Source organism: Microbulbifer regidiadema (SeqCode) (assembly GCF_052467605.1).
In genome coordinates this window covers 3,001,820-3,014,914 of sequence record NZ_CP174316.1, presented here as the reverse complement: position 1 = coordinate 3,014,914, position 13,095 = coordinate 3,001,820, and the positions used below count along the sequence as shown (strand labels likewise).

General features: G+C 55.9%; 10 protein-coding genes. 4 read left to right on the top strand and 6 right to left on the bottom strand.

Going from position 1 to position 13,095, the window contains the following annotated elements; genetic code table 11:
• Positions 1-165: 165 nt before the first annotated feature.
• The 4 genes from ACJJIF_RS13825 to thiI all read right to left on the bottom strand — a co-directional run bounded on the left by ACJJIF_RS13825 (position 166) and on the right by thiI (position 5,950).
• Positions 166-1,554, bottom strand: coding sequence for a hypothetical protein (locus ACJJIF_RS13825; RefSeq protein WP_444928931.1), 1,389 nt, complete (start codon positions 1,552-1,554; stop codon positions 166-168).
• A complete protein-coding gene (locus ACJJIF_RS13820) occupies positions 1,554-1,892 on the bottom strand; it encodes a hypothetical protein (RefSeq protein WP_444928930.1) in 339 nt (112 codons plus the stop codon). The genes ACJJIF_RS13825 and ACJJIF_RS13820 overlap by 1 nt, the downstream gene beginning before the upstream one ends.
• Entirely contained in the window at positions 1,873-4,299 is a 2,427-nt protein-coding gene (locus ACJJIF_RS13815) for an Hsp70 family protein (protein WP_444928929.1), read from the bottom strand. Before ACJJIF_RS13815 ends, ACJJIF_RS13820 begins: the two co-directional genes overlap by 20 nt.
• A 175-nt stretch (positions 4,300-4,474) precedes the next feature.
• Positions 4,475-5,950, bottom strand: a complete 1,476-nt coding sequence (gene thiI / locus ACJJIF_RS13810) for a tRNA uracil 4-sulfurtransferase ThiI (protein WP_444928928.1) — start codon at positions 5,948-5,950, stop codon at positions 4,475-4,477.
• Between the two features lie 325 nt (positions 5,951-6,275).
• On the opposite strand from thiI, the gene glnA reads away from it, so the two are divergent.
• The 4 genes from glnA (at position 6,276) to ntrC (ending at position 11,240) form a co-directional block, all read left to right on the top strand.
• Positions 6,276-7,682: a glutamate--ammonia ligase gene (gene glnA / locus ACJJIF_RS13805; RefSeq protein WP_444928927.1), complete on the top strand. Its 1,407-nt coding sequence runs from the start codon at positions 6,276-6,278 to the stop codon at positions 7,680-7,682.
• Positions 7,683-7,867: 185 nt separating this feature from the next.
• Positions 7,868-8,422: a DUF4124 domain-containing protein gene (locus tag ACJJIF_RS13800; protein WP_444928926.1), complete on the top strand. Its 555-nt coding sequence runs from the start codon at positions 7,868-7,870 to the stop codon at positions 8,420-8,422.
• A 325-nt stretch (positions 8,423-8,747) separates the two neighbouring features.
• The gene (gene glnL, locus ACJJIF_RS13795; RefSeq protein WP_444928925.1) at positions 8,748-9,830 is read left to right on the top strand and encodes a nitrogen regulation protein NR(II); all 1,083 of its coding nucleotides are present in this window, start codon (positions 8,748-8,750) and stop codon (positions 9,828-9,830) included.
• A gap of 3 nt (positions 9,831-9,833) precedes the next feature.
• Positions 9,834-11,240 carry a nitrogen regulation protein NR(I) gene (gene ntrC / locus ACJJIF_RS13790; protein ID WP_444928924.1) on the top strand — a complete coding sequence of 469 codons (1,407 nt, stop codon included), beginning with the start codon at positions 9,834-9,836 and terminating at the stop codon, positions 11,238-11,240.
• Positions 11,241-11,321: 81 nt separating this feature from the next.
• Here the strand turns inward: ntrC and ACJJIF_RS13785 are convergent, their stop codons facing one another.
• Together ACJJIF_RS13785 and ACJJIF_RS13780 are read right to left on the bottom strand one after the other, a co-directional pair.
• A complete protein-coding gene (locus ACJJIF_RS13785; RefSeq protein WP_444928923.1) occupies positions 11,322-11,843 on the bottom strand; it encodes a peroxiredoxin family protein in 522 nt (173 codons plus the stop codon).
• 138 nt (positions 11,844-11,981) lie between these two features.
• Positions 11,982-13,061, bottom strand: a complete 1,080-nt coding sequence (locus ACJJIF_RS13780) for an AI-2E family transporter (RefSeq protein WP_444928922.1) — start codon at positions 13,059-13,061, stop codon at positions 11,982-11,984.
• Between the last annotated feature and the right edge of the window lie 34 nt (positions 13,062-13,095).

The following is a 13,095-nucleotide window of genomic DNA, read 5'->3' as shown; positions in this document are numbered from 1 at the left end:
AGCATTCCGGCCAAAGGCGGCGATTATAGGGCTGTAGCGTTACAAATGGGAGCAGGAATTGGATAAAAAATGCGCGGGGATTTGCTGGTGGCGAGTCTCAGCCGGGCTCCGATTGCTTGGATCAGAGCCAAAACCCGCCTGTTATCCCAGCTGTGATGGGGGTAACTAGCCCAGCTTTCCCTTCAAAACTTGCTCGTACACTTCGCTGGCCTCTGAATTAAATTTACGTGCGTCGGGATTCATATAGCCGCAAATAAAGAAAGCCAGCTGTCGTTCTCTTTTGCGGTTCCACAGGTCTGCCATCCAGTTCCATACCACGCTCTCCACAAGAGAATAGGCCGCAAATCGGTCATTGCAATCAACGGCGAGTTGCTCGTACAGAGACATAAGATTGAGCCACTCTTGGAACTCTACCGATCCCGCTTGCAGGCGGCGACTTGTCTGACGGCGATAGATAGAGCGAACCTGATAGCGCAATCGAGTCATGGCTTCATCAATAACTTGTTCCGATGAATCATCGACAGCATCCGGCGCGCTGGAGTTACCCAGAGCAGAAGTCAGTGATTTAACCAGAGTATCCAGGGCTGCCTGTGGATCCCTGCAATGCAGCGCCTGTGCTCGCTTCTCCCACTCTTCAAGTTGTTCCGAGGGCAGTAACTGTTCGAGGGCGGGGGTATCGCCGGTTGGCGATTTGGCGACAAAGGCCTTTAAAACCACCTGCCGCTTTATTTCCTCGCGGCTACTTGCCAGCGCTACTGTACCGTCTTCTGGGGTCGGCAAAGGGAGTTTATCCAGCCATTTGGGGCAGCCGCAGTGCAGCCAAAGGTAGCGAAAGGCTACGGGGTTTACAGGGCGGGTTTTCATTTGGCGGTGGTAGCAGGCCTCTATAAGTGAGGCCAGGGGGATGCGCCACTTACTGCGCCACCGGTTGCTAATAAACGCAACCTTTTGCCAGTCCTCTTCTGCCAGGGCGCTAGCCATTAGCCGGGCAAAAGCAAAGCGGATCATATTTTGGGAGACGGTTTCCCTGCGCAGGAAATATACGCTTTCCAGCAGGCGAGTAGTCTCAGGTCCCCCCTTATCCGTGTCGAATAATATGCAGGCGAGCATATCGTTGCTCGTGATGTTGCCTTCACTTCGCATAACTTTGCTGCGCAGTCGCGAGAGTGTTGTCCGGCGCAACTCTTCGGAGATACCCGGCTTGTTGAGCATTGCCTGGTAGGCATTAAACGCGGCACGGGCATGCATAGATTGTCCGTAGGCGATACGGGCGGTGAAGCTCAGGTAGTAACTGGGGGTTATCCAGCCCAGTTTAATCGGTAGCTTGATCCAAATAGATGGAAACATAACCAATAACGCCACCGCAGGCACCGCCAAACCGACGCTGGCGTCGTAGCGTAGGGAGAGAGTGAGAGCTAAAAAAGCAATCAGCCAGATAACCAGACCGAAAACCCGAGCCCCATTGAAAGACTGGCTCTCGGGTTTATCTTCCTCTGTTATTGATTTGAATATGTAGTAAGCCACCCAGAGAAAAAGGAAAATTCCGATGCCCATTAGCCTACTCCAAAATATGCGCACCACTGGCTGGCGCCTGTAGCAGGTTTGCTGGTTTCCTGCTCGTCAGTGCTGGGCGGGATATACCAGAATTCCGCAAGCAGGCGCCGTTCGGGCGTTATTAAGACAGCCTGGGCCTCCCGAACCAGGAACTCATCCCGCGGGATAATGCCATTTGGTGTGAGGCACTCGTCAGCGCCGGCCATCTTAAGTGCCAATTTACCCGTGAGGTCCCGGGCAGCTCGGTTGACCTCATTTAGGCTAGCTGTCGGGGTTAGCTCCAATACCCAGAATGGCCATGCGGCAAGAGCGGCTCGACTAGAAAACTCCGGAATCATGGGTTTCCTCCGCTGAGCGCATATTTTCTGGTAGTAGTGACCAGAGTGATTGAGTGATACCGCGCAGTTCTTCAGTTTTACCCTGCTCCAGTAAATCGCGCCCCTTGTCGACCAAAAGCTTGGCTCGCCTCATATTAGTGGCCTGGTGGAGGCGGGATGCGGCGTACTGGAATTGATCGGACCAGAATTCCGGGCTTTTGCGGTAGGTGGCGTTATTGATCCGTTGAAGCTGTTCGATGATCCTCTCAAGTTCTGTGGCTCGCCCCCGCTCCATTGCAGTAGCAACTTTCTTTTCCAGTTCGGAAAATAAGCGCCTATCTATCTCGCTGCCCCACTGTAAAACTGAATACTGTGCGTTCAGGTATTCGGACTCACACTGTTCTTTCAGTTCGTCAACTTGTCCCCGCTGTTCAAGTTCTTCCACTTCAGCTTCTATTTCGAGCAGGTTGCGGTACAGCCGCTGACGGGTATCTTCACATTCCATAGTGCCGGTCAGCTGTATGCCTATCTCGCTCAGATGTTGCTGCTGGTGCTCCAGCTTTCGCACAGCATCCTCATTACGCTCTCTAAAGGCACCCTGTTGCTGGATAGAAATACGCCTTTGCAGCGATTGCCAGGTGGCGCGCATTGCCTGAGGATCGGCGCTGGGAATGACCAGTTCTGCCACGCCTTTAATAAGCAGGTTTTGGTCTGGCAGGGAGGCTTGAGATTTCATATTGCCGCCGCGATCAACCTCAAGAGAAATCTCTACACGAGAGCCAGCGTGAAGCGGCTTTTTTAATTCAGCGGCGCGAATAACCAGGTTGCCGACCCGTCGACAGTAGCGGGCTTTGGCGCGTTCACCTTGCACAATTGGGATATTCAATTCTCCGTCGCTACCGGGCATTAAGGTATCAACTGTCGACTGTGAAAAAGTCCTCCGTGCAGGTAGCGGCGTGCCGCGCTCCAGGAAGGTTTTCACGTAACCGTTAGCCAGGGCCACGCCGATGGAACGGGAGAGTGGCGGATCGGAGAGTGTGAGGCCGTGAACGATGGAGATAGTTTGGGGCGTTACCGATACCTTGGCGCCGCTGACATCCCAGCATTGCACGGTGAAGCGCGTCGCTTTTGAGGGCAGAATACTGACGGTTGTAAGAAAGGCGCCCTCTTCGGTAAGGGTTACCTTTTCACTCTCCCAACCATCGCGAGTCAATTGAATGGTACTGGGTTTACTGCCCTCGGTACTGACCAGTCGCCCCATTACGGTTGGGTCGAGCTCGGAGCATACGTTCGGGTATTGCAGCCAAAACTTATTTTCTGCGGTATCGGTGGGGGTGGCGCTATCGCTGTCACTGCCGAGCCCAATAGAGACCGCGTATAGCGCCGCGCCTTCGGCCACCAGTGTCATAGGGTCGCGATTTTCCGCTGCGAGTGGTGCCAACTCGCTGGTCACTCGCTGGCGAATTACCGGCATATTGGCTGGACCGCCAACCAGTACCGTGCGATCAAGTCCACCTTCATCTAGCCCATGTTCAGCAAGTAGACGGCGACAGATTTCCAGGGCGCGGTTGATAACTGGTTCGCATAGCATTTCCAGCTCTTGTCGGTTTAGCGGGAGCTCATCAATTATTTCTCGCCCGTCCAGGTCCAGATCGATTTCCAGAACGGTTGAAGCCTGTGTGGACAACCGGATCTTTGCCTGTTCCGCCTCGCCGTATAATTTGGCGGCAAGCCCCTTGTGAGCAGGATCATCAATTGCTATCTGAATCTGGTGGTTACTCTCCAACTGTCGCACCACCCAATCTGCCAGCAGGCGGTCTATATCGCGGCCGCCGAGAAAGTTGTCTCCGTCGTGACCGATAACACGTAGGAGCCCATCCCGGGCCTCCACCAGGGAGGCATCAAATGTGCCTCCGCCGAGATCGAAAACCAGCCAGGATTGCCCCACAGAATCTTCCGACCACCCAGCTGAAAAAGCGGATGCTACCGGTTCTGGTAACAGCTCGACTTTGTCGAGTCCCGCCAGCTGTGCTGCCTCGGAAGTCGCCTTGCTCTGCGGGAGCTCGAATAGGGCGGGTACGGTAATGACTGCCTGTGATGGGCGCGAGCCGGTTGTCGCCTCCACATCGTCGAGCAGGGCCTTGAGAACCTCAGCAGATAGTTGCTCCGGTGACCACTGCTTTCCGCTGCTGTCTGGCGCTGTTAACTTGCCTGTGCCCATCAAGCGTTTAAATTCGCGGTGGGTATTGATCGCATCACTATCGAGGAATTTGCGTGCGCGGTCGCCGACCATCACTTTGTCGCCGGTAATACGCACAATAGAGGGGGTGTTGGCTTGCCCTCGCTTATTGGGAATTACCTGGGTTTGCTCGCCGGTAAATATTGCAGTCGCTGAGTTGGTTGTGCCGAGATCAATCCCTAGGTGCACTTGGTCATCCTTTTTTCTCTGAAAACTATTTCTGTCGGCAGAGGATTTTATAGGAATGTCGCGCAGTGGCACCAGAATAGGTTGTTTCAACCGCTTTCACCGATTGTATGGATAAGCGGGAAGAGGCCACCAGTGTGCCGGTGGCCGAGCGGGTTAGTTAATTGGTGCGCTGACCTTAGCTATTGGTATTGCGATGTGGAATTTCCGGTCGGAATACCCCCACATTGCGGAAACCTTCGTCCAGCAGGTGTGAGGCGTGCAGACGGCTCATCACGCCGCGGGCGCAATACAGCAGGTATTCGCGCTCCTGGTCCAGTTGGGCGAAGCCCTTGTTGAGGCGGTAGAACGGAATTGTCTGCACTTCACAGTCCAGCTCCAGCGGGTCCAGCTCCTCCTCATCCGGGTGGCGGATATCGATCACCACGGCGTTGCCCGGCTCCTCGCGGATCTCCACTTCGGGGGCTTCGCCGTCCACCTCTTCGATCACCTGATCGATATTTTGCATCACCCGATTGCCGATGGCGCGGTCGAGGACGGTGAAGTCAAAGCGGTTCTCCTCGGACTCCACTTTTTCAATCTTGGCGCGGGTGGTGGGTTTTACCGAGATAACGCCGCAGTACTCCGGCATATTGGCGGCAAACTCTTCGGTGCCGATGGCCCGGGAGGTACGGATAATATCGGTCTTGTCGGTGGTGATCAGTGGGCGCAATACCAGGGTATTGGTAACACTGTCGATCACCGACAGATTTTTCAGGGTCTGGCTGGAAACCTGGGCGATGGCTTCACCGGTGACTACGGCGTCCACCTCCAGCTCCTTGGCGATCACATCGGCGGCGCGCAGCATCATGCGTTTCAAAATGACGCCCATATGGGAGTCGTCGACCCGCTCGAGAATCTCTGCCACGACTTCGTCAAACGGCACAGTGATAAAGCGCACCCGATGGGAAGCACCGTATTTGTTCCACAGGTAATAGGCGACTTCTTTCACGCCCAGCTCGTGCTGGCGTCCGCCCAGATTGAAGAACAGGAAGTGGGTGCGAATGCCGCGCTTCATGGTCAGGTAGCTGGCCACGGTGGAGTCAAAGCCCCCGGATACCAGCGACAGAACCGGGTCCTGGGTACCCAGGGGGAAGCCGCCGAGGCCCGGGTGCTGCTCCTCAATCACATTGAGCTTGTCGTGGCGGACTTCCAGCTTGACGGTGATATCGGGGTTTTTCAGTTTGACCCCGGCCGCCTCGGTGTTTTTGTTGAGGCCGCCGCCCACGTACTGCTCCACATCCAGGGATTGAAAGTCGTGTTTGCCGGTGCGCTTAACCCGTACACAGAAAGTCTTGTCCTTCAGGGCGTCTCCCCATACCGACAGGGTTTTCTCGTACATGTCGTGCAGGTCCCCCAGCGGGAACTGGCGCACGCGGGAGAAGTTGGCGATGCCGGGGGTGTGGGAGAGCACCTCCTCGATACGCCCCCCCAGGTGGGACACGGCATCGGGCGCGATCACATCGATCTTTTCCCAATCCTTGCGCACCTGGATACGGTCGTCCAGCTGGCGCAGCAGGCGCTGTAGGTTGTCCTTGAGCTGACGCGACATGCGCTTGCGCACAGGGTTGCTCTTGATGGTGATCTCTGGAAAAAACTTGACGACAAAGTGCATGGGAATCCGTGGGGTACCGCATGTTGATAGAAGGTGTCGCATTATAAACTAGCCGGAGGCAAGTTGGTTGCGCACTGTTTGCGGGCGAGGTGGAAGTGAAAGTGTTCTATTTTGGTGCATATTTAGGTGGCTGCTTGGCCTCAATGTCTCTATCCTGGCTGCGTCAGCGCTGTGCCGAGGCTCGCACCGCCACCAACCGGGGCTGTGAGGCAATTGCCCTAATTTGGCACACTCCTTGCTTTAATACACGCCAGGTAAAGAGTGAATGCCGGCAGCGACAGCAAGGCATAGCGACCAATTACTTTTCAAGACCTGGAGGACTGCAATGTCAGCGAAAACGCTCGGTTTGATTAAAGAGAGTGAAGCGAAGTGGATAGACCTGCGCTTTACCGATACCAAGGGTAAAGAACAACACGTTTCCATCCCCGTGTCGGAAGTTGACGGCGAGTTCTTTGAAGAAGGCAAAATGTTCGATGGTTCTTCCATCGCCGGCTGGAAGGGCATCAACGAATCCGACATGATCCTGATGCCGGACGACGACACCGCTTTCCTCGACCCCTTCACCGATGAGAGCACCGTCATTATTCGCTGTAATATCGTCGACCCGATCACCGGTCAGGGTTACGAGCGCGATCCCCGCTCCATCGCACTGCGCGCCGAGGAATATCTGAAGTCCACCGGTCTGGGTGACACCGCGCTGTTCGGTCCCGAGCCCGAGTTCTTCGTCTTCGACGACATCACCTGGGGTGCCGAAATGGGCGGCGCCTTCTACAAGATCAACTCTGAAGAAGCAGCCTGGTCTTCCGGTCACAGCTTCGCCGAGGGCAATATCGGCCACCGTCCCGGTGTTAAAGGCGGCTACTTCCCGGTTCCGCCGGTGGATTCCCTGCACGATATACGCGCCGCTATGTGTTCCGCGATGGAGCAGATGGGCCTGAGTGTAGAAGTACACCACCACGAAGTGGGTACTGCTGGCCAGTGTGAAATCGGCGTTGCCGCCAACACCCTGACCAAGAAAGCGGACGAAGTACAGATTCTCAAGTACGCGGTACACAATGTTGCGCACGCCTACGGCAAAACCGCGACCTTTATGCCCAAGCCTCTGGTGGGCGATAATGGTTCCGGCATGCACGTACACCAGTCCTTCAGCAAGGATGGTGTCAACCAGTGTGCCGGTGATGCCTACGCGGGACTGTCCGAAGCGGCCCTGTACTACATCGGCGGTATTATTAAGCACGCACGCGCCCTGAACGCGCTGTGTAACGCTTCCACCAACTCTTACAAGCGTCTGGTACCTGGCTTTGAAGCGCCGGTAATCCTGGCCTACTCCGCGCGCAACCGCTCCGCGTCTATCCGTATTCCTTTCGTACCCTCTCCGAAAGGCAAGCGCATCGAGACCCGCTTCCCGGATCCGACAGCCAACCCGTACCTGTCCTTCGCCGCACTGCTGATGGCAGGCCTCGACGGTATCAAGAACAAGATCCATCCTGGCGACCCTGCGGATAAGGATCTGTACGACCTGCCGCCGGAAGAGCTGGCCGAGTACCCGACCGTTGCTGCCAGCCTGGAGGGCGCCCTGGATGCCCTGGATAAGGATCGCGAGTTCCTGACCGCCGGTGGCGTATTCACTGATGACGCTATCGATGCCTACATCGAGCTGAAGCGCGAAGAAGTAGAGCGCCTGAACATGACCACTCACCCGGTCGAGTTCGATATGTACTACTCCGTGTAACGGTGCCCGGCATCACAGTGATGCCGTCGAGCTGTTCTCGAAAAGCCCGCGCCGCCCTGGTGCGGGCTTTTTTATTGCGGGTACACTGTCAGCTGGAAGTGGATTGAGTGCCGCTGCGGCGGTGGAGTGTCACAGAGCCCTGGTGTGGGCAGAAAAGGAGCGTCCGCGCTGCGGTCGAAAACACTATGGCGAGGTATAAGCTACTTAAGGCCCTGTTGCTCACACTGCCTCTGGCGGCAGTGACCGCAATAGCGGGAACTGATGATAATGCAGAGGCCGGCGCCGCTATCTATAAGGTGGTTGGGCCCGATGGCCAGGTCACGTTTAGCGATACACCACCGGCAAATGGCACCTCTGAAAAGGTGGAATTGGCGCCGATCAATATCCAACCGCGCCAGTTGCCCACAAGAAAGCTGTCACCTAGAAAGGGCGCTGAGGCCCTTGGGCCTGTGTCGATTCAAATCGTCAGCCCCATCCACGAGGCGACGATTCCCCCCGGGCAGACACTGATCGTGCTCCAGGTGCAAGTGACTCCAGCCCTGCCAGAGGGCGCGAGCTTTTATGCTGTGGTTGACGGGCAGCGCTGGCAGGGGAGTTCCAGTGGCAACTCCCTGGATATTTCGGCCCTGGAGCGTGGCGCCCATACCCTGCAAGCCGTCTTAGTGGGCCCCCGTGGACAGGTTCTGGCTCAGTCTGCTGTCGTCACAGTCTACGTGAAGCGCCCCATAGCCCGGGGCTGAATGCGGGGGCGGAGCTCCTCCCGGCCCCTGTCCCTGTTATTTTCAGCTCGCCCTATACCCAACCTGCCCGCTTTTTGACCTATGCACCTTTATGGTGCATTCTGCCCTTGCTGGCGCTACCCCCTGTTCCCGAGGCCGATCACCGGCAGTTACAGTGCCGCTAGCCGCGCACTGGCGCTGTTCGCCTCGAGCTATTTTTGCCTGCAAATGCCCGCTTATGCGCCATTTTGGTTTGCTTTTTGCACTGACTAGATACAGCGCTTGCGCGCTGGGGCTGACCGAAGGAGCTGGGTCAGGGCCTCGGAATAAACCGGAAATTTTATCAATGCTGAATGATCGCCAGTTGCGCCAATTACTCGATAGCCTGACTTCCGCAGTACTGGTGCTGGATGAAAACCTAGCGCTTTGCTATCTGAACAATGCCGCCGAGGACCTGTTAGCCGCCTCCAGTACCCGGGTCCAAGGCTCTATGCTGGAGGAGCTGGTGCGAGAGTCCCCCACCGCCTATGAGGCGATGCGCGAGGCGCTGCGCAACAATGAAAAGTACACGGTACGCCGCGCCAGTTGGCGGCTGAACAACCTTGAAACCCGGACGGTGGATTACTCGGTCAGCCCGGTGCCGGAGTTTTCTGTATTGCTGCTGGAAGTGCAGCCGATGGATCGCCTGCTGCGCATTGCCAGGGAGGATGCGCTGCTCAACGCCCAGGAAACTACGCGCAATTTGGTTCGCGGTATGGCCCATGAGGTTAAAAATCCTCTCGGGGGCATCCGCGGTGCGGCGCAGCTTCTACAGCGCGAGCTGCCCGACCCGGCCCTGGATGAATACACCCAGATCATCATCGAAGAGGTGGATCGACTGCGCAACCTGGTCGATCGCCTGCTGGGGCCGCGCCAGCCGGTGGTACTGCAACCGGTTAACGTACACGAGGTCCTGGAGCGGGTTGCCCAGTTGCTGGATGCGGAGTGTATCGGTGAGCTGAAAATTCGCAGGGATTACGACCCGTCTATTCCCGATGTTCCCGCAGACAGCGAACAGCTGATGCAGGCGCTGCTCAATATTGCCCGCAACGCCATGCAGGCCATCGATGAAAGTATCGGCCTCAGCAGTGGGGAGGTGGTACTGCGCACGCGTATCCAGCGCCAGTTCACCATCGGCCGCCGCAATTGCCCACTGGTCTGCCGTATAGAAATTGAAGATAACGGCCCGGGCATAGCGGAGGAAATTCGCGAGCGGATATTTTTCCCGATGATCTCCGGTCGCGCCGAGGGCTCCGGCCTCGGCCTCTCCATTTCGCAGAACATTATCAATCAACACAAGGGGCTGATTAAGTGTGACAGCCAAGCCGGCCGCAGCACCTTTCAAATTTATCTGCCCCTGACGACCGAATTTGTAAATACAGGAGCCTAGAGAATGAGTAATCGCGTTTGGATTATTGACGACGACAGATCAATCCGCTGGGTGCTGGAGAGAGCGCTATCGCGCGAGGGAATTGATACCCAGTGCTACGAGAGTGGCGACCGCGCCCTGGATGATTTTTACAGCGATTCCCCAGATGTTGTGATCAGTGATATTCGCATGCCGGGCTCCGATGGCTTCAAATTGTTGCAGCGCTTTCAAGCCGAGCGACCGAGCCTGCCGATTATTATTATGACTGCGCACTCGGACCTGGATAGTGCCGTAGCCGCTTATCAGGGCGGCGCCTTTGAATACCTGCCCAAGCCCTTTGATATCGATGAGGCGGTGGCGGTAACCCGCCGCGCCCTGATGCACGCCAGTGAGCAGAGCGCTGAAGAGCGGGTTGAGCCGGAAAATGGCCAGGGTAATAAAGAAATTATTGGCGAGGCGCCGGCGATGCAGGAGGTCTTTCGCGCGATTGGCCGCCTGTCCCATTCCAATATCACCGTATTGATTAACGGTGAATCCGGCACCGGTAAGGAGCTGGTGGCACAGGCGCTGCACAATCACAGCCCGCGCAGGGAGCAGCCCTTTATCGCCTTGAATATGGCCGCTATTCCCAAGGACCTGATGGAGTCCGAGTTGTTCGGCCATGAAAAAGGGGCTTTCACCGGTGCCAGTTCCCAGCGCGCCGGGCGCTTTGAGCAGGCCAATGGCGGCACCCTGTTTTTAGATGAAATTGGCGATATGCCCGCAGAGACGCAGACGCGTTTATTGCGCGTATTGGCCGACGGTGAATTTTACCGGGTCGGAGGCCACACCCCGGTCAAGGTGGACGTGCGTATTATCGCGGCGACCCACCAGGACTTGGAGGAGCTGGTATGCCAACACAAATTCCGCGAGGATTTGTTTCACCGCCTGAACGTGATCCGTATTCATATTCCGCGGCTGGCGGATCGCCGGGAGGATATCCCGCGCTTGGTTCGGCATTTCTTTAATGCTGCGGCAAAAGACCTGGGGGTGGAAGCAAAAATCCTGAGCAGGGAAACGGAGGGCTATCTGTCCGGGTTGGATTGGCCCGGCAATGTGCGCCAGCTGGAAAATACCTGCCGCTGGATTACCGTGATGGCCTCCGGACGCGAGGTGCATATTGAAGATTTGCCACAGGAGCTGCACCAGCAGGGCGCGACGGCAGAGGCACCGGCAGATTGGCAGAAAGCTTTGCGCCTGTGGGCCGATCAGGCCCTGTCCTCAGGGCAGCGCGAGATTTTAAATGAAGCTGTGCCCGCCTTTGAGCGGGCGCTAATAGAAATTGCCCTTAAGCACACGGCTGGGCGCAAACGCGATGCCGCTGATCTGCTGGGGTGGGGGCGAAATACTTTGACGCGAAAGTTAAAAGAGCTGGAAATTAGCGGAGAGTAAATTGCGCTGGGATCGCCCAAAGTTAATTTGGGCGATCTACTCCATTAATTAATGGATTAATACTATTTTCAGCTGCGAGTTTTAACTCGATGCTTTTCTAATGCCCAGTTCTCCCAGCGTTCGCGCAATATCTTCCGCACTGCTGGCGGGTTTAATATCCTTATCGATTTTGAGTACTCGGCCATCTTTGCCGATATAAATGGTAATGCGGCGGGCGATATTCATAACGGGAATCAGTACATCGTAAGCTTTGGCCACCTCGCCACTGGGATCGCTGAGTAGTGGAAAATCCGCCTCGCTCTCCTCGGCAAATTGGGTATTATCGTCCAGGTCATCGGTGCTGGCCATAAAGTAGGTGACTTCATAGGCTTTAATCTTGTGGCCGTTCTGGGCGAGGGATTTGCACTCAATGGTGCAGCCGCGCGTGAATGCCTTGGGGAACCAGGCGATAACCACCGCACTTTTGCCCTTGAGGTCTGCCAGGGTGTGGCTCTGGCCATCAGATCCCTGGAGAGTAAAGTTTGGTGCCATCTCGCCCACTTCCAGAGCGAAGCCGGGAAGGCTGATAAGTGTCGAGATTAATAGGGTCAGTAGGTATTTCACGAATGTTGCCCTTTGGGGTTACTGGTACGCCTATGCTACTGCCCCTAGGCCCATCTGGCCACTGTGGCGGCTATCACTGGAAAATACTGCGTTAAGCGGCTGGGGCGAATAAATGGCTTATCCGCCCCAGCCGAGGACTTAAAGATCATCCGGTTTTTGCGGCATTAATACATCTTCGGGGTGGACAAATTCCCGCATAAAGATTTCCCAGAAGGCGAGGAATAGTGCCGCGAGTAACGGACCTATCGCAAAGCCGCTGACGCCGAACATAAACAGGCCGCCGACAGTGGAGAAAAGTACCAAATAATCCGGGAGTTTTGTGTCGCGCCCCACCAGAATCGGGCGCAGCAGATTATCCACCAGGCTGATTACTGTGAGGCCGTAGGCGACTAAAATCGTTGCCTTTACCGGGTCGCCAATGGCGTAGAGATAAATAGCGGCGGGGAGCCAGATCAGTGCGGCACCGACGGCGGGCAGCAGCGATAGCAAGGTCATTAATACGCCCCACAGCACCGGCGCGGGTAATCCCAGCACCCAGAAAATAATTCCGCCCAGCCCGCCCTGGGTAATGGCGACAACCAAGTTGCCTTTGATGGTTGCGCGAGTGACTTCGGCAAATTTGGCCAGTAAAAGGTGCTCGCGCTCATCGCCCAGTGGCAGGGCGTGAATAATCAGGCCAACCAGCTTTTCGCCATCGCGGATCAGGAAGAAAGTTAGGTAGAGCATCAAGCCCAGCATCACAAAAAAGTTAACGGTATTTTGCCCAACTTCGATGGCATTTTTTGCCACGAAACTGCCGGCATTCATAACCCCGCCCATCAGGCGCTGTTTGGCCTCTTCGATATCGACACCAATACTTTCGAGTGTGCTGTTGACCAGGGGGAAGGCGTTGCGAATCTGTTCAAAGGATTTGGATACATCAATTTGCCCCTCTTGAATTCGGTGATACAGAGTGACCGCTTCATTAATAAAAGAGGTAGTCACTACCAGTACGGGTATCACCAGCAGCACGATACACATAAAGAGGGTGAGCAGGGCCATTAAATTGGGAGAGTTGGGGCAGCGCTGCATCAGCCGGCGGTACACCGGATAGAAAATCAGTGCGGTGGCACAGGCCCAAAAAATAGGGGTAAAGAAGGGTTTTATTAAGAGTAAAAAAGCTACGCTGACCAATAACAGGGTCAATATAAATGAGCGCCTTTCCAATTTTTCTTGCACTGCGACTTCCTCTGCTGCTCCGGCTACCCGGCGG